The 23,631-nt window shown below is 54.1% G+C and carries 24 protein-coding genes; all 24 read right to left on the reverse strand.

Annotated elements, in window-relative coordinates:
* Nucleotides 1-2: 2 nt before the first annotated feature.
* The 24 genes from PspS35_RS04505 to PspS35_RS04620 all read right to left on the reverse strand — a co-directional run bounded on the left by PspS35_RS04505 (nucleotide 3) and on the right by PspS35_RS04620 (nucleotide 23,457).
* Nucleotides 3-1,142: a type II secretion system F family protein gene (locus PspS35_RS04505; RefSeq protein ID WP_159932933.1), complete on the reverse strand. Its 1,140-nt coding sequence runs from the start codon at nucleotides 1,140-1,142 to the stop codon at nucleotides 3-5.
* A complete protein-coding gene (locus PspS35_RS04510; protein WP_159932934.1) occupies nucleotides 1,132-2,688 on the reverse strand; it encodes an ATPase, T2SS/T4P/T4SS family in 1,557 nt (518 codons plus the stop codon). The genes PspS35_RS04505 and PspS35_RS04510 overlap by 11 nt, the downstream gene beginning before the upstream one ends.
* A 12-nt stretch (nucleotides 2,689-2,700) precedes the next feature.
* The gene (gene pilP, locus PspS35_RS04515) at nucleotides 2,701-3,273 is read right to left on the reverse strand and encodes a type IV pilus biogenesis protein PilP (RefSeq protein WP_033897289.1); all 573 of its coding nucleotides are present in this window, start codon (nucleotides 3,271-3,273) and stop codon (nucleotides 2,701-2,703) included.
* The gene (pilO2, locus tag PspS35_RS04520) at nucleotides 3,263-4,594 is read right to left on the reverse strand and encodes a type 4b pilus protein PilO2 (protein WP_033897288.1); all 1,332 of its coding nucleotides are present in this window, start codon (nucleotides 4,592-4,594) and stop codon (nucleotides 3,263-3,265) included. The genes pilP and pilO2 overlap by 11 nt, the downstream gene beginning before the upstream one ends.
* A gap of 3 nt (nucleotides 4,595-4,597) precedes the next feature.
* Nucleotides 4,598-6,406 carry a PilN family type IVB pilus formation outer membrane protein gene (locus PspS35_RS04525; protein WP_159932935.1) on the reverse strand — a complete coding sequence of 603 codons (1,809 nt, stop codon included), beginning with the start codon at nucleotides 6,404-6,406 and terminating at the stop codon, nucleotides 4,598-4,600.
* Entirely contained in the window at nucleotides 6,406-7,554 is a 1,149-nt protein-coding gene (locus PspS35_RS04530) for a TcpQ domain-containing protein (RefSeq protein WP_159932936.1), read from the reverse strand. The genes PspS35_RS04525 and PspS35_RS04530 overlap by 1 nt, the downstream gene beginning before the upstream one ends.
* A gap of 189 nt (nucleotides 7,555-7,743) precedes the next feature.
* Entirely contained in the window at nucleotides 7,744-8,160 is a 417-nt protein-coding gene (locus PspS35_RS04535; RefSeq protein WP_033897285.1) for a hypothetical protein, read from the reverse strand.
* Nucleotides 8,157-8,495, reverse strand: coding sequence for a DUF6516 family protein (locus tag PspS35_RS04540; protein ID WP_051421953.1), 339 nt, complete (start codon nucleotides 8,493-8,495; stop codon nucleotides 8,157-8,159). The genes PspS35_RS04535 and PspS35_RS04540 overlap by 4 nt, the downstream gene beginning before the upstream one ends.
* 67 nt (nucleotides 8,496-8,562) lie before the next feature.
* Nucleotides 8,563-10,518, reverse strand: a complete 1,956-nt coding sequence (locus tag PspS35_RS04545; RefSeq protein ID WP_174244784.1) for a DEAD/DEAH box helicase — start codon at nucleotides 10,516-10,518, stop codon at nucleotides 8,563-8,565.
* Nucleotides 10,515-12,395, reverse strand: a complete 1,881-nt coding sequence (locus PspS35_RS04550; protein WP_159932937.1) for a hypothetical protein — start codon at nucleotides 12,393-12,395, stop codon at nucleotides 10,515-10,517. The genes PspS35_RS04545 and PspS35_RS04550 overlap by 4 nt, the downstream gene beginning before the upstream one ends.
* 110 nt (nucleotides 12,396-12,505) lie before the next feature.
* On the reverse strand, nucleotides 12,506-14,404 hold the full coding sequence (gene topA / locus PspS35_RS04555) for a type I DNA topoisomerase (protein WP_159932938.1): 1,899 nt from the start codon (nucleotides 14,402-14,404) through the stop codon (nucleotides 12,506-12,508).
* Nucleotides 14,405-14,500: 96 nt separating this feature from the next.
* A complete protein-coding gene (locus PspS35_RS04560) occupies nucleotides 14,501-14,698 on the reverse strand; it encodes a CrpP family ICE-associated protein (RefSeq protein ID WP_082461425.1) in 198 nt (65 codons plus the stop codon).
* 155 nt (nucleotides 14,699-14,853) lie between these two features.
* Complete coding sequence (locus tag PspS35_RS04565; protein ID WP_159932939.1) at nucleotides 14,854-15,300, reverse strand: hypothetical protein; 447 nt, start codon at nucleotides 15,298-15,300, stop codon at nucleotides 14,854-14,856.
* Nucleotides 15,301-15,411: 111 nt separating this feature from the next.
* Complete coding sequence (locus PspS35_RS04570) at nucleotides 15,412-15,876, reverse strand: single-stranded DNA-binding protein (protein ID WP_159932940.1); 465 nt, start codon at nucleotides 15,874-15,876, stop codon at nucleotides 15,412-15,414.
* A gap of 15 nt (nucleotides 15,877-15,891) precedes the next feature.
* A complete protein-coding gene (locus PspS35_RS04575; protein ID WP_033897280.1) occupies nucleotides 15,892-16,431 on the reverse strand; it encodes a DUF3158 family protein in 540 nt (179 codons plus the stop codon).
* A gap of 5 nt (nucleotides 16,432-16,436) precedes the next feature.
* Nucleotides 16,437-17,162, reverse strand: coding sequence for a PFL_4669 family integrating conjugative element protein (locus tag PspS35_RS04580; protein ID WP_159932941.1), 726 nt, complete (start codon nucleotides 17,160-17,162; stop codon nucleotides 16,437-16,439).
* Nucleotides 17,155-17,580, reverse strand: a complete 426-nt coding sequence (locus tag PspS35_RS04585; RefSeq protein WP_159932942.1) for a hypothetical protein — start codon at nucleotides 17,578-17,580, stop codon at nucleotides 17,155-17,157. The genes PspS35_RS04580 and PspS35_RS04585 overlap by 8 nt, the downstream gene beginning before the upstream one ends.
* 56 nt (nucleotides 17,581-17,636) lie before the next feature.
* The gene (locus PspS35_RS04590) at nucleotides 17,637-18,938 is read right to left on the reverse strand and encodes an STY4528 family pathogenicity island replication protein (protein WP_159932943.1); all 1,302 of its coding nucleotides are present in this window, start codon (nucleotides 18,936-18,938) and stop codon (nucleotides 17,637-17,639) included.
* On the reverse strand, nucleotides 18,935-19,630 hold the full coding sequence (locus tag PspS35_RS04595) for a DUF2857 domain-containing protein (RefSeq protein WP_033901905.1): 696 nt from the start codon (nucleotides 19,628-19,630) through the stop codon (nucleotides 18,935-18,937). Before PspS35_RS04595 ends, PspS35_RS04590 begins: the two co-directional genes overlap by 4 nt.
* A 27-nt stretch (nucleotides 19,631-19,657) precedes the next feature.
* Nucleotides 19,658-21,430: a ParB family protein gene (locus tag PspS35_RS04600; RefSeq protein ID WP_159932944.1), complete on the reverse strand. Its 1,773-nt coding sequence runs from the start codon at nucleotides 21,428-21,430 to the stop codon at nucleotides 19,658-19,660.
* A complete protein-coding gene (locus PspS35_RS04605) occupies nucleotides 21,427-21,663 on the reverse strand; it encodes an Arc family DNA-binding protein (protein ID WP_033901907.1) in 237 nt (78 codons plus the stop codon). The genes PspS35_RS04600 and PspS35_RS04605 overlap by 4 nt, the downstream gene beginning before the upstream one ends.
* 35 nt (nucleotides 21,664-21,698) lie before the next feature.
* Nucleotides 21,699-22,700 (reverse strand): nucleoid-associated protein YejK, encoded by a 1,002-nt coding sequence (gene yejK, locus PspS35_RS04610; protein ID WP_159932945.1) that lies wholly within the window; start codon nucleotides 22,698-22,700, stop codon nucleotides 21,699-21,701.
* The gene (locus tag PspS35_RS30200) at nucleotides 22,700-22,939 is read right to left on the reverse strand and encodes a type II toxin-antitoxin system HicA family toxin (protein WP_008437325.1); all 240 of its coding nucleotides are present in this window, start codon (nucleotides 22,937-22,939) and stop codon (nucleotides 22,700-22,702) included. The genes yejK and PspS35_RS30200 overlap by 1 nt, the downstream gene beginning before the upstream one ends.
* Nucleotides 22,936-23,457, reverse strand: coding sequence for a hypothetical protein (locus PspS35_RS04620; RefSeq protein WP_159932946.1), 522 nt, complete (start codon nucleotides 23,455-23,457; stop codon nucleotides 22,936-22,938). Before PspS35_RS04620 ends, PspS35_RS30200 begins: the two co-directional genes overlap by 4 nt.
* Nucleotides 23,458-23,631 lie beyond the last annotated feature (174 nt).

Genomic DNA, 23,631 nt, shown 5'->3' on the forward strand with positions numbered 1-23,631 from the left:
GGTTAAAGCGTTTCAGTCACAGTGCCGGCCAGCTGGAAGATCCCGATCACCACCAGAATCATCATGATCCCCATGGCCATGGAGGACACACCGATGAGCGATTTAGCGATGGCTTCGACGCGCTGGAGGGTTTGCTCCAGCCAGCGGTTGGAAAACCGTTCCATCGACTCTGCGAAGCCTTTGCGTATGGCAAGTACTTCAAGAAAATGCATGGCCATGGGGTCTGGAAATTGATGACCCGCGAGCTTCAGCGCAGTACCGAAGTTTTTGCCAGCGCTGACGCCGTAATGAATGGCCGTCAGCCGCTCCTTTAGCCAGGGCGAAGCATTGCGCTGAAGAGAGGTGAGTGCATCGAGCTGGTTGATGCCGGAGCGCAACATCACGGCCATGTTGAGCAAAAAGATGGAGCCGTGAAGTGCCTTGTAGACCGACCAAGGGGGAAGGCGCTCTGCTCGGACTCTCAAGACCTGGAGCAACTTGTTCAACTGCAGCTTCCATGACGGGCTGGCCGCCGTGATCTGAAGCCCGCAAAACACCGGTAGGGTGATGATCGATACGAAGATGAAGACGACGACCGCGATCAAGGTCACCAGACCGTAGTGGGTCACGAAATTTGATAGGGCGTACAGAAACGCCGGTACACCCGTCCAGGCTTCGGGGTTAGACCGACGTGTCATGGAGGGCACCATCCACACGGCGATCACATACAGCAGAGCCGCCATGACGCTCCACACAACGGATGGGAACACGGTGGCCGAGGCCACGAGTTTGCTGATCCGTTGGCGTACTTCAATGATCCTCACGCAGTCACGACAAGCCTGCACCAGGTTGCCCGTGTCTTCACCGGAGGCGATCAGTGAGTTCTCGTCGTAGGGAACCCAGCCTTCGCAGGAAATGCTAAGGGATTTTCCGTCTTTTACCGATTGCGCGATGTCTCTGCAGGCTAGAGATACGGGGTGCAATTTCTGACCGTTATCGCTGAACGCTCTGGCGACCGTGTGCAGCGCGTCCTCAAGTGACACACCATCCTCAAGGATTCCCATGAGGCTCTCGTAGAATTGGATTCGCTCGTTTTTGCCGAACTGCTTGGCATAGAAGACTTCTGCCCAACGATTCAGCATCCCCCTGAAGTCACTCATCATGAGAGAGCTCCAAGGTTTGTCGATCAAAGTCCAGTGGGCCTACCATCATTTCCGCGTGGCGCGGATCTACCAGGCCTTGCTTGAGTTTCATTATGGTGTGGGCAGTTTTGGTAATGCCGCCCATTTCCTTGACCCAGTGGCGACGTGCTGCACTCGCACCGTGCTTATTGAAAACCTGCATAAATTTGAGGTCGGTAAGGAGTGTTTCAGCAACTGCGGTGCGGCCACCGACGCCTAAACCTTTGCAGTGTGGGCACCCCGGGCCTTTCAGGTAAATCAGCTCGATGGCCTGTAGGTCTTGCAAGCGCTGCGTCAGTGAAGCGCTGAGCTGGTCCAGATTTGCAGATGCAGGTATGCGGCAGTGGTGGCATAGCTCAGGCAGCAAAGACTGATTCACGACGCTGGTCATCAAGGCCGGGTCAGTGACCAGGTAGCGATCCACCCCCATGTCGATCAGACGCTGCAGGCCGGCTACGGCATTGTTGGTGTGCAGTGTCGAAAGTACCAAGTGACCGGTCATTCCGCCACGGAACGCCGCTTGGGCTGATTCAAGATCCCGGATTTCCCCGTACATCAGAATGTCGGGGTCCAGCCGCATGGTGTTGGTGATACCTGCGTTCCAGGTTTCACCAGGACCCAGTGGCGACTGGTTGGCCATGATTGGATATTCAGGCGGATCTTCCATGGTCAAAATGTGTTTGGTGCCACCACATTCTTCATGCAGCAGGTTGAGGTTGACTTGTTGGGACTTGGACTTCCCGGAACCTGTGGGGCCAGTAATCAGGTTCACCCCATAAGGCAAACTACGGATGCGGCTGAATGCCTCGATCTGCTGGGGAAGAAAACCGAGCTCCTCAAATGTCATTTTGGTTTTGTCGTCGTACAGCAGACGTAGAACCATCAGGGGGCCGTCAACCAGCGGCCGGGTGGCAACCCGGGCGCCGAACAGACCAAGCTGTTCGACATAGGCTCGTTTCACCCTGGCGTCCTGGCTCACCTGCGGCTGATAGTGGTCCTTAGCTACATCGCACATGCTGTTGTAGAGGGATGAGCAGAGCTCCATGCCCACCTGGCTCTGATGCTGCTCTGCCTCCCACAAAAGTCCGTGTATGCGAAAAAAAACTCGAGTGATGTCGTGGCCAACGACAAAATGAACGTCGCTCGCATTGCGCCGGTGGGCCTCTCCCAGCAGTTGTACTACCTGGGCTTGGCGTTTTGTATCGGTGGACAGGATTTTACCATTTACATCCTCATTCGCTTGATACAGAGCCTTGATCGTGCTCATGGAGCAGACCTTGACTTCGAAAGGATGATTTTCGTGTTCCAACTGATCCTCGAATGCCATGACATAGGCATCCGTTTGATGTTGGGCAGACACAAACAGAATCCCATCGCTGGTCAGCGCACACAGTTGACGCAACTCGGGTTTCAGTTCAAACGGTCCTCCAGTAGCGGTCAGCAACTTTTTGTGCGAAATCAGAATTTCCACAGCAGGCTCGTCGGAGCCTACTTCCGTTGCCTGGGGATTTTCGGTCGGGATCGTCATAGCATTGGTCTCTCAGCGTTGGCCAGGGATTAAGCCAGGCAGCACAGGGGCCGACGCGGTGTTGCTGACTGCGGGGTTATTGGCGTTGCCTGGGACGACTGGAGGAGTATTGGAAAAACCGAGGGGATAGCGCTTACCGCTTCGCTCAAGCGTCACGTTGTCGAAGGTGAGGATTGCCACTCGGTAACCCCCAGGCAATTCCCTGGAGGAGGTATCAGCGTCAATCTCAACCCCACCGCTGTAGAGAAGGGTGGCGCGTAGACGCTTTGCTGAGCCGAAGACGGCTTTTACAACAGGCAACTCAGGCTGTGAGTCAGCGCTGCGGGCCGAGGCAGAAGTCGGAGGCGTGAGGTAGCCTTGAGAAAAAATCATTGGCGAAGGCTGCGCCGTCGCAGTTTGGTCTTCGCCGTTGATGGATCTTTCGGCTTTGGCCTTCTCGGCCTTTGCGTTCAACAGAATCGTCTGGCTTTGAATGATGGCCAACTCGCCGACGTTTACCCCGGATGGCGTGTTTTCGCTCGCCCAACAAATGGGGGCTCCGAAGGCAAGGATTGAACACCACAAGCGCAACGTCTTATTTCGCATAGAGGTCACCTATTACTGACCAGACAAGGTGGCCAGCCTGATATTGGGTTTTGATTTCACGCAGGCGTAGGCCTTGACTGGGCGCACCGGATAAAGAGTCCAGTGGGGTAAGCCCGGAGGTGTAACGCAGTTCGAATAGCTTCCATTGAGGAGGTGGCGGCGGCGGTGGTGCAGGCTGACCAGGAATGGCTGGTTTAACGGGCACAACAACCGGCATCTCTTTCAGGGTGGGGGTCTGCATGAAGCTATGCAGCCAAGACGATAGGTTTGCCAGCATTACGATCGCTTCTTCAAGCGGTTCATCACCAGCGGCAGGTAAGGAAATGTCGAGCTTCAACGTGGCCGAATTACCCTCGTCAAAGAACGCCGGCCTATCAGAATAGTGGCCTTGAGTGGCCTGTATCAGTTCGTCGGCCGTGCTATTGCCCGAGCGTGTGTAAGAGGACAGGACCTGTGCGCCATCGCACACGGCACTCGTGAACATCCATCCCTTAATGGATAGTGGCGATTGATAAATACCGCTGCTACAACCACCTAAGAAATCTTTAACAGAGGGACGTTTGGCCCAGGGATGTTCAAGCGCTTGGGGAGGTTGCTCCACACCCGATTCTTTTTGCAGCCTGGCCAACTCGGCTAGACGTTGTTGTTCAGCCTGGAACGCTGCCTCCTTGGCTATTTGCTCCTGATGGCTCTGCCATTGCGCCCAGCCAATGACGCCGACTGCGATCAGCGCTGCAAGAATCGAGAGCTGCACCAGCTCGGTCTTGGAGAGCCCAAATACGAGCGGTCGAAGTCGATATTCACGTTTGAGTTTCTCGGGCTGGAGCAGATCCTCGACGTCCAGAGGATGCCCGCCCATCTCAAACTCTGGAGGGAGGTACTCATGGCTGAATTGAATGCCGCGACTGCGTTGTTGCACGACCCTGCGCCGCACTTCGGCGCCTGTACCGATCATGTCACAGCCTGAAATCACACCACCTTGGTACACTGCAACCAAAGCGTACTGGTCAAGATCCGGGGCCGTCTGCCAGGCCGCAATCCACGAATCACCCAACTGTCCAGCCAGGGTCGCTGCAAGCGAATACATGCCCTTGGTGACGCTGTCACTGTGCGCTACAAAACCTGCCTGAATGATCGCCGGCGTTCTACGAATAGCTACAATGTCTAGCTGGTGTTCACGCCCATATTGACGCGCTTCTTTCATGTGACCGGTGACGCTGCCCAACGGATGCCAGCGCAGACCAGTGACAAACGATTTTCCTCTGTGCTGCAGTACCTGGACGCGAGCAGAGCGCGGGCTTTTAGACACTTCCGAAACCATGGCTTACCCCTTAAAACCTGCGCAATGCAGTACTGGGCTAGGGCAAGAACCCCATGGATCATTGGCAGCCGGTAAATTCAGGGTGCTAGGGCTTGCGGAGTCGTTATCGACAACAGGTGTAATCAGCACGACCAGCACGTTATGGTCTGTGCTGCGAATTCGACTGCCACCTAAACCGAAGAACCCTGGGTCACCTACACCTGACTTGGTTGCGTTTTCGCTGTTCTCCTCGAAACCGGTCAACACCAGTGTTTGACCGCTGCGTAGTCGAACTTTGGGAGAGAGGTTCCTGGTGTCGTAATCGACTGTCTGAACGCTGGAGCCGTTGCTGGTGAAGGGGGTGAAGGTGGGTCTGCTGCTCATGCTCAAAGTGATCATCAGCAGCAGGTTGTCCTGGTCGATAATTCGAGGTAGCAACATCATGTTGAACCCGCTGGTGATAGTCGCGGGAGTCAGTGATGTGGACGATCCGACGGAGGCGGTTGTGGTTGTGGAACTCGATGCAATATAGCTTTGCACGTTCCCGACCTGGATAGGAGCAGGCTGTAAATTCAAAGTTGTGACCGAGGGCGACCGGACATTTGAGACGCGGTACTGTTCGGAAAGGGCTTTAATAATCAGATTGGAACCAGCCCAGGGAGAGTTTGAAGTATCTAAAACATTGAACGAGCTCGAGACCGCATTGGTGCTAACTCCCGTGGTGGCATTTTTTAGGGAAAAGCCCCACTTGCTGCTCAGATTGGTGTAAACCGCCGACCAATCCAGGCCTGTTTGATCCTTGTCAGAGAGGGTCACCTCAAAGACTTTGACATTGAACAGAACCTGGCGCGTGATGCTGCGGTTGATCGAGTTCAAGTATTTCGAAACGTTGGAAAGAACCTCTGGACGATCACTCACCGTCAAGGTGCCAGTGGATCGAGAAAGGAACATCCGACCTGGTGGTTGCTGGCTCAGCATTGCCTTGACGTTCTTTTCGATATCCCCGATCAGTGATGTTTTGATTGAGACAGTGGTGCTTTGGTTACTGCCGGACTCACCCGACGCACCTGATGACGAAGATCCTCCACCACCACCTGAGCTCCCACTGCCAGATGAGGTCAGCAAGCCCGACTTCACCGTGCTTTCAATGACCTGGTCATCGCCAAACGCCCAAACATCGAACGTCTTGGTGTCGAAGTAAGTGATATGCACGCTGCGGTCGTCGGAGGAATAGCTCCACGCTAAGCCTAACTGAGCGGTCGATTGATTAAGCAGTCCTGACAGCTTGCCGCTGTACTTGATAGGGAATGTGCTGGGAGCAATTTGTCCGACCATATTCATGGAGCGTGCATTGCCCGGCACGTTGGCAATAACACCAGCAGGCATGAAGTTGGACAGGTTGTCGGGTTGATTCATACTCGGGGGAGCGGTTGGGCCTGGGTTCCCTTGTGTTGCACTGGTAAGGACGCTTGGATCGATGGCATCAGGCGCTACGATGACGGGAACGCCGCACTCGCTGGTGATGTAACGCGCAATCTCTGCGATTCCAACGTTATAAGCAGGGCGATAGGTGATGTCGCAATCCATGGTCAGCGGTAACCCACGCTTGGTAACCATCGGTTGTTTTGAGACCCAGGGTTTGTCGCTGAACACCACCGTAGCGCGCGCGGGCTCTTGCTGCTGATTTCTCAGAAACCGGCTGTATTGCGAGGCGGTCGCCGCATCATTTTCTGCGCGACTGGCTGACTCATTCACTCGCTGAACAGAGCAGGAACACACTAGAGCCACAATGAGCGATATTGCTGTGCCTCGGATCCAGAGACGCGCAGTCATCATTTTTTCCTCTCTGCAATGTAAATCAGCATCTGTGATGAACTGCCGTCGACCACAAAGGACCGTGGGGCCGAGTCATAAAGCGGGAAAATTTCTCTTATGGCCTCTTCGAAGCTGCCCTCGAATCGAAGTGGTGCGTCAATTGGGTAATCAAGATCATCGGTCTGCCAGATCAGTCGCCAGCGCGCTTTTTCAGCCCAGCCTTCTACGGTTTGACGAAGTGATGATCCAGTTGAAGCCGTCCATATCTGGGCCAGCGGCTTGGCCGCGGCGGTGGCTGCAATAGCTGGAGTAACCGTAATGGGTGCAGCGATGGCTGGAGTCGCGGGAGTCGCCGCTGCAGCGGACTTGGTACTCGAACTGCTGGACTTGCTCGAGGCAGAACTGGGCGCCGGCAACGCAGGCGTTTCTTTCGTTGCGCCCTCCTTGGGCATCACAGCAGGAGAGGACATCGGTTTGGGGGAGGATGTATTGGTTATAGATGTAGAGACCGTCGTGTTCTTTGTGAATGGCGTTGTTTGCGGTACAGCGGCGATTACTACTTGGCCGGCTGAATCATTGCTGACTGTGGTTGCGGCAACGGTTTGAGCTGTGGAGTGCGCATTGAGTTGAGCAACATGCGTCGATGCAGGCCGTGAAGAGTCAGGGAGCTGATAACCAGGGCGTAGCACGTAGCAAACCTGGCGATTGACCTCGTCGACCTTCACCTGCCAGGCCGGACCCGCGAGCACTTGTAGGGTGTTGCGCAGTGTCATTGGGCCGAGTTTGTACTGAGCTGCTGGCAGTGGCCGGGTGTAAAGGATGTTGACGTGCCCAGTGTCTGCCGAGCAAAGCGTATAACCTGATCGATCCACCACGTATTGCATTGCATCGTGCACATTTGGGTGCATGTTGGCAGGGATGCTGATGTCGATAATCTGGGCCATCAGGTCACGTTGGCCGGAATCTGGCAAGGTACTGACCAGGGTGTAGCGGCCATAGCGCACTACCGGTTCTTTTTCAGGAACGGCGCCGCTAGGGTAGAGGTCTGGAGCCAACATGTCCGGATTGCGACTGCTGTCGAAAGCGGGCTTGGGTGTCTGTGCCGTTTGGGTCGTGCAACTTGCGATTAACGCGAGCAGCGAGAGCGTGGTGACGTGCCTGATCATGTGCCGAGAGGCCCCCTTTGATGATGGAGGGCACGGTGGCAGGCAGCTAGCTAGGATGCAGCAGTAAATAGATTATTCGGCTTGGGAGGATTTATTGATGTTGATTCTGATAGCACATCAGTAATTTTTGCCAGCGATCTAAAGTAACAAAAAGCCCACTCATTTGAGTGGGCTTGATAAGGAGGAAACTCACTTCTGTCGTGATTTAGGCTGAGTCTTTTCAGCCTCGACACGCGAGACTTTAACGATTAAGCCGCCTCTCAAGCGAGCTGATGCAAATGTATAATCTTTTAATACCTGCATAGCAACGCGCTCAAAAACAGAGGCGTCAAGAAACTCGAGTGAACGAAATTTAAAGTCTTTCGAATCCAGCTTGAGCGCACCCTTGGTTTTCTGTTTTTCTCCACCGCCACCCTGAATTACGCTTAAAGATGCCTTCACCTTCTGGCGATGCTGTTCTGATTGGTACGTTTTCATCTCATCAGCATCTTCAAAGCTGATACTTTCGCAAGCGTCTACTGACTCGCCACGGTCAAGCTGGTGAGCAAGCGAATTCATACGGGCGAAAAAATCCGTTTGGGATTCGTGCCTGATGATTTTCTTCATTTGCTTTTCCTCTTGGCCAGATGTTGGTGCCATTGGTCTTCGAACAGCTTCATGGTTTTTGCAAAAGACTCAAACTCGACGGGGATATATTGGCCCATGACATGTTTATGATGCTCGCCATGTGCATTGTCAAATCCGATGACTCGGCCATTATCCACGGAGCAGATTGAGTCATTGATGTAGGCCATGCTGTAAGTGACAACCTCACCAGTGGCCTCATTGATCAGGTATTCGATTCGCAGCTGACCATTACCTTTTTTTTGAGGAATGATATCCGTATGCGAAATTTTCTTGAGGATAGGTTCCTTCCTCTTGACGCCTTTCTTAGCTGCCATTATAGACCTAATAGCCTCTTCAATGAAGTCAGGACTGCGATTCGGTAGGTGTGCCATCATATAGCAATTACAGATGTGCCGAAAGCTCCGCCCTGTTAGCTGTAGCAAGGTCCGGTTCAATCAAATCCTGAGTTAACTGACGCTTATCGAGCAGCATTTGCCAGAGCATCTGGTCGATGGTGTTTTCCACAAGCGGGATTTTCACCACGACCATGCGCAACTGACCGTTTCGATAGGCTCTGTCCTCTGCCTGGTCTTGCAATCCTGGTGTCCATGGCAGCCCCAAAAACATGACGTAGTTGGCGGCGGTGAGGTTGTTGCCGGTGCCAGCAGCAGATGTCGTAGCGGCAAATACACGGGTGTCAGGATCGCTTTGGAATTTGTCGATCGCTTTCTGCCGCTTGCCTACCGAGTCACTGCCGACAACCGTAACGCACCCGTACTCTGCTTGCTCACACCGAGAGCGCAATGTTCCTACCGTGTCCTTGAACTCACAGAACAAGATAACTTTGTCCTCCGCGTCCAGTTCGCACAGCAGATCCATAACGACGCGAACCTTCACCTGCTCAAGTAATTGACGCAGTGATCCCAGCCTGGCGAGGCTAGGTCTATCTTCTAGGCGAATCTGATCGTATTGCTTGCGTTCTTCAATGGTGAGTTCAACGGGTAACGTTTGCCGCTGTTTGCCTTTAAGTCCTGGTAAAACATCCTTGCGTCGACGCAGCATCCAATCGCCAATCGCATCGCGAAGATTCTTGCGAAAATCCGGACTGCCAGCGAACTGTTCGCAGAACTCTTTAAGGGGCAGCTTTCCGACAGGATGACCGGACAGGCGCAGCAGCGTATGAAGTTCTGATTCTCGATTGAGTACCGGGGTACCCGTCAGCAGGTATCGATTCGGCACCTTGGCAGCAATATCGAAGCCATGACGTGTCCACGCAGCGGTAGGCTCTTTCAGGCGGTGAGCTTCATCGATGATCATTACCTCAAATTGGCCTGCATGCAGGACAAAATCGCCCAGGCGTTCGTAGTTGGTGATAATCCACTGAGAAGATGGATCATAGACCTGCTGACCGATTGTGGCGTTGGGATACACCATCTGGATCTCGCGTTGCCAGTTGATGATCAACGTCGACAAGGTGATGACCAAGATAGGTCTATCAGAGGCTCTGACAGCAGCTGCAATGATTGCCTGGCGTGTTTTGCCAAGCCCCATATCATCCGCGAGTAAGGCGCTGGTTCGCTGTAACAGGTGCCGAATGCCCGCCGGTTGATGGTCCAGTAAAGAATATCCAGCCAAGGCCTGATTGATTTGCTCGGTGGTGAACTCGGTGCGCTCGATGGAGGGCACGGCCGCGAGATACACATCGGTTGAGGTGCTGTCATCAGTCGCTTGTGCTGAACGTTCTTGGGGAGGTCCTCCAAGACTGATACGCGTGATTTCATCAGCAGGAACAATGGATCCATCAGTCAGCAGTTCCTGCATGGTGTCCAGGATCTCGAACTGATCCTCTGACACACCAAGTTCAAGAATCAGGTTGCTTCGCACCAACTCCGCACCGGCATCGATGCGCCATGATTTGGAGTGCCCGAGGAACACGCCGTGCATACGCCGAGCAACTGCCACTAAGCCTGGGTGGTAGTCACCCGATAGTAGGATCCCCCCTTGAACCAGCGGAGCGATTCGAAAGGTCAGCCCCCAAGTGAATGCCTGCCGATCTGGGACTTTCTGTGCGGCTGTGATTTTATGTGAAAACGTCTCCCAGCTTTCGTTGAAGCGGTTCTCGCACAACTCGATTAAACGGTGAAAGAGCACATCCAGGTCATCCAGCAACTTGCCTTTAGGCAAGCGCCAATAGCGATGCTGGGGATGCTCGGCACGTCGGATGTAGAAACCATCACGTTCGAGAAACAGCCGATTGGCTCCGTCGACGTACTGCAACAAAATGCCGAAGTCATAGCCGTCAAAAATGACCTTTTCGACTAGGTCCTGCCGGCGATTCATGAGGCGCGGACGGCTCATGTTTTGCTCAGGCGCAGGTTGATCCATTTCGCGCACGCTTGAGCATGCATTTTTTTCCGGTTTCGATTTGTATAGCGAGACATGGATAGCGTCTGGTCTGGCCATTCCAGGTTGATGGCGAGTTCACCCGATTTGATCTTTGCCCAAAACCATTGATAGGCCCGGTCAACCCTGGATCCAGACTTAGGTGTACGATTTTTATGGCCTCTCAGTTGTATCGTCACCAGGTGTTTGGGAGTCAATTTTGCTAGCGTTTCGCCCCATGCGCTCTCATCCATTTGGATTTCGGCAGAGGCCAACGATTTCCCGTTTTCGCGAACCGACATAAGACGGCAGTTGCCCCGATAAGCGCTGTAGTCGTAACCATCAATGCAATGCCCCAGTGCTCGATGTTCCGCATAAAGATCGGCTGGGCATTTCAGCTCGACAATTTGCAGCCCATTCGGGCTTACGAGAAGTGTGTCGTTTGAGTTAAGCAGCGTCCTCCAGGGTGTTAAAGAGTCTGTTTTGGTTTGGGGATCTGCGGCATCAAGAGCTTCACGTATGTCCATCATTGCGAGGTGAAAGCCATCCACCAAGCTGGCGATCTGGTGATAGGTGGCAGTACCAATGAAGCTTTTGAGTTTTTGCAGTGCTTCACAGGCATCAGGTCCGTAGCTCTCATCTATGTTGTTGAAGAGCTCGTTCAGGTCTCGCAAGTCGTCGGCGATTTTGGACCAACTGGGATCCGACCAATCAGTTGGACACCCCGACAGCAGCCTGTTCCAGTCCTGCGTTTGCTCCCGCAGTTGATACGGAATTTTATCCAACAAGGCGAAGAATGTGATCCAGTGTGCTTTTTTAAGGGGACGTCGATTGCCCAGTGAAGCTCCTAGCAGCAGTCGATGCCAGGGCCGTTCAGGCCCCTCACGATTGATACGGGTCAATGCACTGCCGGTATCGAATACCCGTTGTTGCCCTAAGTAGCGCACTGCAGTACGCGGCGTCTGTAGCAGCCACGCCAGCGTGTCGGTAAGCGGAAGGCCTGCATCTGCAATGCGACCGATCAGGCACTCTTGCGCGATGATCAAAGAGCCATCCCCGCTCCAGTTTGGGCGGCATTCTTGAAGGTCGTCCCACGGGCAGGTCATGTATACCTGCTGCTGCTCATCCCACGGCCACGGCCATTGATCAACTAGTACCAGAAGTGGAATCAGTACCGGTTGGGCTTTCAGGGCCTGCATGCGGCGTTTGCGGTCGCCTTGAGCCAGCCAGTTATAGAGCTTGGGGGAGGGGCATTGCGCTGAACGGATGGCGAACAGTAATTCCTGTTCCAGGCACCGGCAAAACTGCTTCAGCGTGCTGCCAATCTGCTTCAGGTAAAACCGGTTTCGAGGAGAGAAATACCGATTGTTGCTCACCGTCGAATCGTAGCCTCTGCGATTAAAGCCTCCTAGATCTTCAATCGATAGGGCTTGCGCCCTTTCTCCAGCCGACTTGCTGAAGGAGGTCAGCAGAACGTCTGCATACCAACGTTTTTCAAACCTGAGCAGCAGCTGCTGGGCCACCAATACGGTGGGTTTTTTCTTGTGGACGCGGTCCTTGCTGGTGATTTTGCAGGCCTTCACCTGATAACCATCGAAGTACTGGAGGTGGTCGCCGATTCTGGCCAAAACTGGTCGTGTTTGATTACTTGTTGAAGGCAGGGTGACGCACCAGCACCGCGTGTGTGCGGTTGAACCCAGATAGGTATCGATGAATGACGTCAGTTGGTAGGGCGGTACGTTAAAATGCAAAGCCCAGGTCTGGGCAACTTCAATTTGCCGGTCTGAGAACTTCTGGAGCTTCGGCGCTAAGATGCGCAGTCCCAACACCGATTGTCTCTTCTGTACGCTCACCCATGACCTCCTCTGCGATTTCGCAGAGGAATGTCAGGTATAGGGCGGGAGGGCTTCCAGGGTTAATGCGTAACGGCGTTGACGGTGATTTATATCGGGAATGGCTGAAGTCACACCCCTCTGGGTTTATTGAGATCTGGTTTGCCATTTAAGTTTGGAAAACTCACCCTGCATCCATTCGATTTGAAGCCTGTACACCCCCAAAAGTCATATCCACCGTCCCCTTTCTTCTGTCGCCTTGCGAGGGGTTGATTGCATTTGGGACAGTTGAAATCGCCACTTGCAGCGTCTGGGCGTGGAGCGGACGCCATGGGCACACTCGGCATTCCACGCTGCTGGGACAGTTCCTCTTCCAGTCGCCTATGCAGACGCGCAACTACAGCTCCATAGGTGTCTTGGCCCTGGGCGATTTTGTCCAAATCGCGCTCCAGCTCCCGCGTAAAATCGAGCTCCACGAAACTGAAGAAACCTTCCAGCTTGGCGATTGTTTCCTCACCAAGTGGGGCCGGTACTAGTTTGCGGCTTTTTTCCTCGATCAGGCCTTTGCTGGTGATGTTCTTCAAGATCGAGGCGAACGTACTGGGACGGCCAATACCGCGGCGCTCCATTTCCTTGATCAAACTGGCCTTCGTGTAGCGCGAAGGCGGTTGGGTTTCCTTCTGCAGCAGTTCTCCGTTGTGCACAGCGAGAATCTGTTTAGGTGAGAGTGCAGGCACTGGGTTGCTGGCTGTTGCATCTTCCTCATCGTCAGTGTCATCGCCTTTCAGCAGTTTTCGCCACCCAGGATGGAAGAGGGTTTCACCTGTTGCATTGAATCGCAGCGGCTTACCATTTGGGCCAACCGCGAGCAGTTTTACGGTACGCACATCGAACACTGCAGCTTCAAGCTGGCTGGCAAGAGCCCGGACCCATATCAACTTGTACAGGGCGAGCTCCTCGTCGTTTTCACCAGCCTTGGCATCAGCCCAATGCGTCGGTGTAATTGCGGGGTGGCCTTCCTGAGCACCTTCGGCGGACTTAAATGTACGTCGCACGTCGACAGCCTCCACCCCGATAGATCTGGCCACGGTTCTAATATCCTCCATGGCTTCGTCTGGAACGTTGGGGTTGTCCGTCCGGTGGTAGGTGATGACGCCTTGCTCGTACAACCGCTGGGCGACCTGCATGGTCTTATCCGGGTCCCATTTCAAGGCGTTGCTCGCCGCTTGCTGAAGTGTGGAAGAGATGAAGGGGGCAGGAGGGTTGCGTTCGGCCTTGCGGTCGTCACAGGATTCGACAACGACATTGCGTGTGCCGACAACGAGCTGCGCCAGATTCCCGTCCTGGACGTAGGGGAAATCCTTGGTCGCGAAGTCAGGCACGGGTTGCCAGTCTGCGTACCAGTCCCCCATTGGTCCCTGGAAGTTGAGCCGCACGCCAAAGTGATTGATAACGCGGAAGGTGCGAATCTCGCGCTCGCGCAACACCACCAGGTATACAGCCGGTGATTGGACTCGTCCCGCTGAAGTTGGTTTGCCCATGAGGCGGCGAAGCTCCTGTGTCACCAGGTAACCCACCAGACGGTCCAGTACACGCCGGCACTCTTGTGAGGCGACCCTGTTCAGGTCAATTTTGCGCGGATTGGCCAGGGCTTCTTCAACACGCTTCAGAGTGATTTCGTTGAAGGTGATGCGTTGGTAGTCCTTGATGCCCAGCACCTGTTGGATATGCCAGCTGATGCTTTCCCCTTCACGATCCGGGTCTGTTGCAAGGTAGATTTCGCTGGCTTGTTTCGATGCCGCCTTGATGTTCCGCACGGCCTTGGTGCTTTTATCCAGGATCTCATACACCGGCGTGTAATTTTTTCGTACGCCGGTGGTTATCATGTTGTCGTCCTGCCCTCGGGCCGGTAGGTCCCGGATGTGCCCACCACTGGCAACCACCTGCCAGTCTTCGCCTGGGCGCAGCTTCTTCATCATTGGCTGGAGCTTTTTCAGCTTACCTGGTGCCTCGATGATTAATAGCTTCATGGGGTGCCCTCTCAATTATCCAGAGTGGGACTGTCGCGTCAGGGCGGTAGGGCTTCAATGGGAAATGCTCAATGAGCAAGAAAGGGCTTTCAGCTGCTAGAGGTCAAGCGATAGCTGCTGTTCCTGGGCTAAGCCCTTTAGCCACGACGCGCGCATGGCGGGGTGATGGTAAGGGCAGTCATACACCCGTAGCCCTTTTCGGGCGGCCTCCGCACCGGCTATTTGCACAGCAGCGTGGGGGTTATTGAATTGCCGCCTATCTGCTGGCTTTAATACGGGGTGGGTTGACGCCATCGGAGGCGGTCCTCGAAGAGCTGATCAATGAGGCAGTAGTATTGCGAACTGTTTTATTGCGATAGTACTGAAAGAATTTACTTTCAGTGCTTAATATTTACGATTTGTAGGTTATTTAAACCTGAAGGATCACGATTAGAGCGATTTTTTTCACTTCAATCTACTTGTTGTTCTTCCAGCTCGGGAGCTTGTTCGTCCGACCATGCGGCACTCCAAATCCAATCGATAAAGGCCTCAGTGGTTTGCCCGCTCAGAACACGTAGTTGCTCCAGACCACCGAAGAGCTGTTCTGTCATATATCCATCATCGTCGAAATCGACGCTGTACTCAGTATCGAGGCGGGCCGCGTCGAACAGTTTGTCGCGAAATCGGCGTGCTTGCCAGGTATCAAGATCAGTCTCACTGCGCCTACCCATTTGGTGCTCGCCCGTTCGCCAACCACTTGGTGCCCAAGATGCACTGTTCAAATCTAGAGTAAGTCCGTAGTAGTCGGGGGCATTCACCTCGCTTTCATCGAAGTACGCCCAGAAAACACGGCCTAAAACCGGATGCTCTGCAGCAATGACAACGTACCCGGTTGGATCTCTAAAGTTTTTGCACATCGGTAACTCCGACTTCGAAGCGAGTTTCCAAACTGGGTGAGGGTAACGATGAGCCGTATCCCCCACCACCGGCAGCCTCACGAATGGGGCCGAAAATTAAGCCCCTGGTTTTCAGAAGTTCGGAGGATCAGATTCTGGATATTCATCAGGACCTGGTGCCGGCTGCGGCTGCGATTTTGGTCCGTTGGACTGTTGCGAGTTCTGGCTCTGTGAGGGCGCAAGATTCACCATGGTCAAACGGTGTGGCAGCATGCCAATACGGCTGGCCTGAATTTTCAGGGCTTCGAATTCGCCCTGGTCGTTCTCCCAGCGGTCCATAACGGCGCGGCCGGAAACGATCACGCGCATGCCTTTCTGAAACAGCTGCGAATAGTGTTCCGCGTCCTTGTGCCACCATTCGACGTTTGCCCAGAATCCGCCACGGTCTTCATAACCGCCTTTACCGTCCGGAATCGAATTGTCGAAGTAGACGTTGATCCGCATGAGTCGACGTGGATCTTTGTTGCCGTTGGGGAATTCTTTGAACTCCGGTGTCGAGCCGATGTTGCCTTCCCAGCCTTGTACTGGCGTACCCATGAGTGTTCTCCGAGGTTATTGGTTTTGCATTGGTTTGGTGAGCTGCTGCAAGCGAGCCATGTACACGGCCTCCGCCTGGCCCATTTTTTCTGCACATTCGGCGGCCTGTTTGGCGATGGAGTGGACCAAGCTCATCTGCATGTTTAACGTGATCCGCTGCAGCTCCATCGCGTACAGGTCCTGCAGCATGGATTCCGGTGTTCTGGGGGAGCCCATCATGTCCGCCCAAACCCCAACGCCCATTCGGCGATCTGTAACCTGTTGCCATCTCAGAAATTGCGTTCCGGCTTGAGTGTTTTGCTCGGTGAGCCGAACAGGCACCAAGGTGAACGGATACCGACGGGCCTGTTCCAGTACTCCCTGAGCAAGGGCTTTTAAACCCGACTCCTGATCTCGGCATAGCGCGGCAAATTGGGTCAGCTCCCCCTTACCTTTAAAAGGCTTTAAAAGGCCTTTTAGTGAGGCAGCCTGTTGCAGTTGCTGAAAGGCATCCTGTTGCAGTGGCCGAAAGGCAGTCTGTTGCAGCGCTCCATCGTCGGATTTTTGCTGGCCCATGTGCTTCAACCTTCTTCGGCCTCATCGAAGTGATCTTCCACCCCGGTTTGTTGCTGGCCGCGAATGATGGGTGGAGCGAAGTTCGAACGGCGGGTGCCTTCCAGGATGTCCTGTGGCAGTTCTCCATAACGCTCGTACATTTTGCGGGCTGCATCAGCTTTGGCATTATTGGCGGCGAAGTCATCGCGTGCAGCACCGGAGTATTTATAGTTCTGGGCCAATCCAAAAAGTCTCCTGAGTACCGCTGCGCCTTCATCTATCCAGGTTTCCATATCGTGACGCCCGACGAGTCCAACGTGCTGGGCCAGTAAGATGCGCCTAACTATTTCGTCGTAGTTGGTCAGCAGGAATACGGCCTGAAAGCCGAGAGGGTTGGAGATATAAAGCGGGAGACTGACTGGCTGAATTGAAAGGTTCTCACTGATGCTAATGGCCGGTGGCAGGGAAGCCATGGCCATGTCCAAGCGCTCTTCGATGTTCTTCAGTGCTTGCTTGGACTCATTGATTTTTTCTTCTATAAGAATCATCCACCAATCAGAGTACGGATCGTCCTGCTGGGCTCCGCGTGACATGCGATTGACGACACTACAAAAACCCGACAAGCCAATGATGCCGACTTTTAGATCGTTTTTTGGACGTCCCATCCAGATGCGTGCGGCGTGGTGAGTGTGAAGAGTGAGCTTCACATCGCTACGCAGTGAACCGATGTTGAGCCGGAAATTATCAGCCATGGTGCAGTTTTTCCTTGGGAAGAGGAGTGACGTGCCCATGCTGCAATCTGGCTATAAGAGGCGCACCAACAAATCCATTACCCGATGGAAGGGGATTTGTTGATGTTTCTTTATATATGGAGAGATCAGGCCGCCCGCTTGGTTGAGTACTGTTATCGATGCCGGATCCTGACATAGTGATGCGGGCCGCATAGCTCTGATATGGATAGTTCGATTGGCCGCTGCTGATATTGGAACTCTGACGATCTATGCGGGCCGCATAGCTCTGATATGGATAGTTCGATTGGCCACTGCTGATATTGGAACTCTGACGATCTATGCGGGCCGCATAGCTCTGATATGGATAGTTCGATTGGCCACTGCCGATATTGGAATTCTGTCGATCTATGCGGGCCGCATAGCTCGGCTTGCTGTCCATGCTCATACCTGGATCTGCCAAGTAGATTGGGGCCGAGCTTACTATCGGGGTTGTTATCATGGATGCGTACCCCGATTGGGTCTGAGCAGATGCAACATTCCGCTGAGTGTGTTTCTAGCGGTTTGTACCGACTCAGGACTGCGGGTTTCTGCAACCGTTTTAGCCGGTTGAGTGGCATTGGATGGAGGATTTGCAACTCCCTGGCGTGAGGGGCTGGATCTTGCTTTGTCATCAGGATCCCAGTGGCTGTTGAAGTCTCCACGGACCGCCATGCCGACAAGTGTCATCAAGTAGCCCAGCGGGTTTCGTATCCCCCCTGAGTCACAGCGGTGCACCCATTGTTTGATGAGCGCTGGCTTCAGCTCTTCTGGGACTTTTTGCAGCGCCACCACCGCGCTCTGTTTTTGATCCGCCGGTAGCCGATGCAGTGCATCGAGCAAATCGGCGGCCATGTCGGTCGAAGTCAGCGGTACATGTACAGAGCTTTTACAAACATCTTTGTGTGTATCTGTATACGTACTATATGAGTTCGGATGCCGAACTAAGTCCGAACCCATTGATTTTTGGCTGAGTTCGGCATCCGAACTTGGCTCAAAAGCGATTCGCTCGCCGCTGTGTCCACTTAGTTCGGCATCCGAACTCTGTGGCAACTGTGGTGTAATTTGCTGAGTTCGGACTCCGAACTCAGTCGCTTTTAGAGGTATTGCCGTGCGCGCCGTTGTCCAGGCCTGGCTTTTCAAACGAGACTCGATGACGTCCAATCGGCTTGGTAAGCGCTGACCCACGTCTGGATCGGCAGCGAATTCTTTCCAGGCAATCTGCGCGACTTCACGGATTACCTTGGTCTGATGCTCCATGGACTGCACAAGTAGCTGTAAATAATCCTTATCGAATTCTATGGCTTCGGCTGGTGTGACCGGTTCGTCATGAAGTAAGTAGACGTTACCTTGAACTTGTCCACTCAGGTCATTGCGCACACGGCGGCCCAGGCTAAGCCAGCGTGTGAGCCGTAGAGTGACCAATGCTTTTGATACGGTTTCTCGCGAGGCTGGCCTGCCGGGTTGCATGCCCAAAAATGGCCGTAGTTGGTCATAGGTGGGGAACGCCGTAAGGCCGTCGTCATTGATCAGTAACCGGAACACCTGCCAGGTGTTTCTTTCAAGCGGGGTCAGTCGGTCATCCAGAAGCAATCTGCGAGGCACCGTCTCGTGTGGGTTCCCGCTGAATATGATTCCGGAGTAGGGGGCAGAACCTTCGATCCCCGGAGGCGCCGACTCTTTTTTCTGAAGCAAGTGAGCTTCAAGGTGGCCCGAGGCCGAGTCTAAAAGCGTCGACAATGGGAGCCGAGACAACCTCATAGTACGGGATCACCTTCCGCCGGTGTCGCTGCAGGCTGAGCCAGTCGATGAGAAGACACCAGCTGTAGCTTTCTTGGGAGGCCCGTGCTTGCAGGGGGATAAAGCCCCTCCTTTATCCAGGACTGAATGCGATGCCAGATGATTGCTAGACTGAGGTTCTCGGAGCTTTCATCTGCATGGGTGTCCTGGGGTGTGTTGAGCTCTTCGGCGACTAGCATGGCGATATCCAGCATGGCGAGGCTGTCTTCAAGTTCAACCTGATGTTCCTGCATCAGGTGCGTCCATCTGTACCAAAGGTGAGCGTCCATCTCCTCACTGAATTCTCGCCACCGGCCGCGACGTGCCGTTACACCGATCATTAGGCGTTGAAGGGCTACGTCCTGGGGTGATAGCCCGAAGAACTGTTGCAGCATCTGAGTGGTCGCGCCTAGTCGAAGCGCACGTTCGATCGTGCGCACTTCTTCATCGGACCGCTGCGCCCCTATCAGCAGTTTTTTCACCATCTCTCCATCGATGGTGACGTTGCACCAAGAGACTGGAGTGTTGAGCAATAAGCTCAGGACTGACGGTTGTTGGAGCTGTGCCAGGATTTCAGGCTCCAAACCCATCTCGATGCAACGCCGGAGTTGGCCGTTGCGCATGTGATGAAGCACCTGAGACAGGATGGCTTCGTTGATTGGTATCTTGGACATGACGACTCCCCTCGTAGTGGTCCTGTTTTAGCTGGCTGGGTTCGCACTATCGCCGGCAGTTAACTTGACCTCTAAATCAATCAAACGCCTTGCGAGTCGAATTATTCGGAAGAGCTTCACCAGTGCGCCGTCGCTGAGGCGGCCTTCAGTCTCTGGGGGGGTGTCGTTCGTATAAGGCTGGCCAAGTAAGAGCTGCCCAAGCCCAGCTGCGAATTCAAAGTCGGTCAAAGCGTCGACCTGCAGATCGGGCTGCTCCTGAATCATTTTCAGAACGATGGCCACCGAACCGCTTAAAGACTGAAGAAGCGTCAACGTATGCTGGGCTGTAGCAGTGATTTCCAATTCTCCTTCAGCATCGGGGTGTCGATAGCTGAAACCCACGCCACCTTCTATATCGATAAATTGACCTGGTGCTTTTACCGAGCTGGCAATTTCACGAGCCAATTGCGCGATGTGCTGACGCAGAGTCATGGCATTGTCGATTTCACGCTCGATGTACCAAAGGTCAGATATGGGGTTGAGACCACCAGCTTGAACAGGGATGGCCACCAAGGCGTTGGAGGCAAAGTCGGGTAATACTTCACCATCAAGCGCAGCGAGCTCCCGTTTCATCTTGTCGACTTTGGGGGAGCTTTTCACTGGACTTGCAATGTGCCCATCAATGCGCTTTTGGCGCTCTTGCGGGCTCATTTGCTCTTGAGGGGGAGGGGCCAGCTTATGTTGGCCAACTCGATGGGGAGGGCTCGCCGTGGTCATAGTTGGCTTAGGCGTGCCATCAGAAACATGAGTTGATGGTAATTGTGACGGGTTCTGATTTGACTCAATGCTATTGTTTTGGGGACTCGACTGAGGCAACCCCTCAAGTTGCGAGACAGGATGCTGAGGCATCTCAAGTACTGGTGTTGATCGGCGTAACTGGTCCTGGTTCTGAGTGATTTCCAGCAGAATTTTCTCGTAACCGAGATTTAACGGCTTTTTGAGCTGATCAATCAGCTCGTCCTGGAAGCGCTGGAACAGAAACTCCTCGGCGTCTCCCTCAAACTGGGAGAGGACATCTTGAAAAATCGTATCAAACTCTAGGTGCTGCCCTTGTTCTTGATAATTGCGCTCCCAGCACTGAAGCGCTGTCTTGCGTAGTGCAAGAAGCTTCGAAATTCGATCAACGCCGAGGCCGGAATATAGCACTGCCGGAATTGCCGGCAATAAGTACCGAAGAGTGTCCTGCATCCGACTGATGTGAGGTTGAGAAACAGGGTAGCCATCAGCTTTCAAACGTCGAGAAAGCTCACTTTGAGAAATAGCCTCACCAGACTCCTCCTCATACAAAGCTCTGGCCTTGTCGACGCCAATAGCCCGCTCAATGAACAGGAGTTGACCTTGCAGATCGTTTTCGGCCAGGTGCCCGGTGAGCGAGATGATCTCCCCACGAACGGTGTCCCAGGGACGGAACAGGCAGTGGAACTTGAAGAACTTCTCGTCCCCGGTCTCACGGTACAGCTCGTTTAGAATGGCCAGGCGCGTGTTGCCACCGTTTCGGATCCGGTACTTCTCCTCACCAGGTTTGCGCGTGACGGGAGGGGGCGTGTCGAGACCTCGATTGCGTATGGACTCTTTAATTTCATCGTACTTCGGGTTTCGAGTTGTCCGTGGGTTCTCGTCATACGGCAATGTTTCATCGAGCGTCAACAGCATAGGGGTATCGACGATTGGATCGCTCATGCGCGCAGCTACCGGCGAATTTGATTGAAAGGCCGGCAGTTGCAGTTTCTCTTTCATAGTCTGAGCCAAAGACTGTTTCATGCCCTGGCTCCAGGCAGCTCACAGGCTGGTGCTGCTGCCAAAAGTTGATCAATGATTTTTAGTGCACGACCAAGCGCCGCCTCAAGCTCGACTGTAGTCTCAAGGCGATGGACAATTTCCGAGTTCATTGAGCGGGTGTTTTCGCGCGCTTGCAGCGCGATCCGTTCACGCATCCCATCGGGAAGGCGGACGACGAATTTTTCTTCAAGCTGACGTTTTGGTTGGTTGCTCATAGCGTGCTCCGATGTCTAGGGTTGTGTATTTGTGTTCAGCGACGTTTCAACTGATCGCTAAGCTGAGTGGGCAGGCCCTTGATGGTTAACGTCCCGGACGGCTCGTCGTACTCGATTTTGTCGCCCAGCAGGTGCGCTTCAAAGCTGATGGACAAGCCTTCGGCACGACCGGTGAAACGGCGAAATTGGTTTAGGGTGCGTTTGTCCATGGGGATCTCCGGTGACAGGCCGTAGTCCTTGTTTCGGATGTGGTCGAAGAACGCCTTGGGCCGATCTTCATCAATCAAGCCCGACAGCTCTTCAAGGCCCATGGGCTCGCCGAGCTTGGCCTGGCTGCTGGCGTAGTCCACCAGAGTCTTGGTTTTTTCGCGGGCCGACTCGTCCGGCAGGTCTTCGCTTTCCACGAAGTCACTGAAGGCCTTGAGCAGGGTGCGGGTCTCGCCCGGCCCGTCGACACCTTCCTGGCAGCCGATAAAGTCACGGAAGTACTCCGAGAATTTTTTGCCGTTCTTGCCTTTGATAAACGAGATGTACTGCTTGGACTGCTTGTTGTTCTGCCACTCGGACACGTTGATCCGTGCCGCCAGGTGCAGTTGGCCCAGGTCCAGGTGACGGGAGGGCGTCACGTCCAGCTCGTCGGTCACCGCCACGCCTTCGCTGTGGTGCAGCAGGGCGATCGCCAGGTAGTCGGTCATACCTTGCTGGTAGTGGGCAAACAGCACGTGGCCGCCGGTGGAGAGGTTGGACTCTTCCATTAGTTTTTGCAGATGTTCGACGGCGGTGCGGCTGAACGTGGTGAAATCCTGGCCACCCTCGAAATATTCTTTCAACCAGCCGCTGAACGGGTGCGCGCCGGACTCGGCATGGAAGAAGCCCCAGGCCTTGCCTTGTTTGGCGTTGTAGCTCTCGTTGAGGTCGGCAAGCATGTTCTCGATGGCGACCGATTCGGATAGCTCCGAATCGCGTGCCTGGAGAACAGCTGGTGTGCCATCGGGTTTTTTGTCGATCAGGTGGACGATGCAATGACGGATAGGCATTAGATTGCCTCCTGCGAGTGTAGGGTTTGAGCTCTATCTGCACGACGAATACGTGCTTTGGCATTGAGGCCTGAGCGGTAATCGCTTGCGGTTGATGAGGTGTAAATCGATCCAAGGCCAGATTTCGTGAACTTGATGTGGCCACCTTGAGTGCGAGACACAGTCCAGCCATTCGCTTCAGCAAACTTCACGAGTACACGAAGGCTCTCGCTTTTTCCGCGTAGGAGATTGGTGGTCATAGCTCTGCATCCCTGTCTGCCAGAACGTTACCGGCCTGGATCGCGATGATTTCGGCCTGGTCACCTGGGAATTTGCTGCCGAGCTCATGCAGAAAATGGCGAGTTGCCTCGCGAGAGCCAGGCACGCGGAACACAACGGTGCAGTGCTGCACAGGGGCTGGGTGTTGCAGGTGAGCCATGACCGCAACTTTCAGTGAGCAGCTTTGGAGGTGCCGGGGGACCCAAACCGACCAGAAGTAGCTTGATAGCAAGGCGCCTGCGCACAGCAGTTCAACGGTGATGGTTGCGCTGAGCGTGTCGGCCAGCTCGACGTAGCCGAGCTTCTGAAATTCCAGCAGGTCCTCGCGCATGCTCATTGGGACAACGGTGCTGTGGTCACGAGTAAGACGGCCGACTGCTTGAGCTAGAGCATCAAGTTCTACTGGGTTGACGCCTGTTTTGTGGGCGTGAACCACGGCAGAGGCTTCGAAGACTTCACCGGCTTGAATGCTTGGAAAAAACGCAGCGTTACTGTGCATCTGACACCTCCCGAAGCTCCTCGATGTCGTAGCTGTTGCAACTGGGACAAATCAGAATGTCCACTTCAGCATTGAGAGCGGTTGGGGCAGGCACGCATTGCTGGACTTGCTGCAATGCATGATGTGTATCGCAGTTGCGGCACCAATGGGTGATTGCAACCGGAGAGAGGGGGC

Source organism: Pseudomonas sp. S35 (assembly GCF_009866765.1).
Lineage (GTDB): Bacteria > Pseudomonadota > Gammaproteobacteria > Pseudomonadales > Pseudomonadaceae > Aquipseudomonas.

Excerpts from the sequence above, each read along its gene's own strand:
- pilP (WP_033897289.1), bottom strand. The coding sequence starts at position 3,273 with ATGCGAAATAAGACGTTGCGCTTGTGGTGTTCAATCCTTGCCTTCGGA.
- PspS35_RS04525 (WP_159932935.1), bottom strand. The coding sequence starts at position 6,406 with ATGACTGCGCGTCTCTGGATCCGAGGCACAGCAATATCGCTCATTGTG.
- PspS35_RS04510 (WP_159932934.1), bottom strand. The coding sequence starts at position 2,688 with ATGACGATCCCGACCGAAAATCCCCAGGCAACGGAAGTAGGCTCCGAC.
- PspS35_RS04590 (WP_159932943.1), bottom strand. The coding sequence starts at position 18,938 with ATGAGGTTGTCTCGGCTCCCATTGTCGACGCTTTTAGACTCGGCCTCG.
- PspS35_RS04530 (WP_159932936.1), bottom strand. The coding sequence starts at position 7,554 with ATGATCAGGCACGTCACCACGCTCTCGCTGCTCGCGTTAATCGCAAGT.
- PspS35_RS04605 (WP_033901907.1), bottom strand. The coding sequence starts at position 21,663 with ATGAGCAACCAACCAAAACGTCAGCTTGAAGAAAAATTCGTCGTCCGC.
- PspS35_RS04560 (WP_082461425.1), bottom strand. The coding sequence starts at position 14,698 with ATGGCGTCAACCCACCCCGTATTAAAGCCAGCAGATAGGCGGCAATTC.
- PspS35_RS04620 (WP_159932946.1), bottom strand. The coding sequence starts at position 23,457 with ATGCACAGTAACGCTGCGTTTTTTCCAAGCATTCAAGCCGGTGAAGTC.
- PspS35_RS04545 (WP_174244784.1), bottom strand. The coding sequence starts at position 10,518 with ATGAGCCGTCCGCGCCTCATGAATCGCCGGCAGGACCTAGTCGAAAAG.
- PspS35_RS30200 (WP_008437325.1), bottom strand. The coding sequence starts at position 22,939 with ATGACCACCAATCTCCTACGCGGAAAAAGCGAGAGCCTTCGTGTACTC.
- PspS35_RS04570 (WP_159932940.1), bottom strand. The coding sequence starts at position 15,876 with ATGGGTACGCCAGTACAAGGCTGGGAAGGCAACATCGGCTCGACACCG.
- PspS35_RS04600 (WP_159932944.1), bottom strand. The coding sequence starts at position 21,430 with ATGAAACAGTCTTTGGCTCAGACTATGAAAGAGAAACTGCAACTGCCG.
- PspS35_RS04595 (WP_033901905.1), bottom strand. The coding sequence starts at position 19,630 with ATGTCCAAGATACCAATCAACGAAGCCATCCTGTCTCAGGTGCTTCAT.
- PspS35_RS04580 (WP_159932941.1), bottom strand. The coding sequence starts at position 17,162 with ATGGCTGATAATTTCCGGCTCAACATCGGTTCACTGCGTAGCGATGTG.
- PspS35_RS04535 (WP_033897285.1), bottom strand. The coding sequence starts at position 8,160 with ATGAAGAAAATCATCAGGCACGAATCCCAAACGGATTTTTTCGCCCGT.
- topA (WP_159932938.1), bottom strand. The coding sequence starts at position 14,404 with ATGAAGCTATTAATCATCGAGGCACCAGGTAAGCTGAAAAAGCTCCAG.
- PspS35_RS04540 (WP_051421953.1), bottom strand. The coding sequence starts at position 8,495 with ATGGCAGCTAAGAAAGGCGTCAAGAGGAAGGAACCTATCCTCAAGAAA.
- PspS35_RS04585 (WP_159932942.1), bottom strand. The coding sequence starts at position 17,580 with ATGGACAGCAAGCCGAGCTATGCGGCCCGCATAGATCGACAGAATTCC.
- yejK (WP_159932945.1), bottom strand. The coding sequence starts at position 22,700 with ATGCCTATCCGTCATTGCATCGTCCACCTGATCGACAAAAAACCCGAT.
- pilO2 (WP_033897288.1), bottom strand. The coding sequence starts at position 4,594 with ATGGTTTCGGAAGTGTCTAAAAGCCCGCGCTCTGCTCGCGTCCAGGTA.
- PspS35_RS04505 (WP_159932933.1), bottom strand. The coding sequence starts at position 1,142 with ATGATGAGTGACTTCAGGGGGATGCTGAATCGTTGGGCAGAAGTCTTC.
- PspS35_RS04575 (WP_033897280.1), bottom strand. The coding sequence starts at position 16,431 with ATGGGCCAGCAAAAATCCGACGATGGAGCGCTGCAACAGACTGCCTTT.
- PspS35_RS04565 (WP_159932939.1), bottom strand. The coding sequence starts at position 15,300 with ATGTGCAAAAACTTTAGAGATCCAACCGGGTACGTTGTCATTGCTGCA.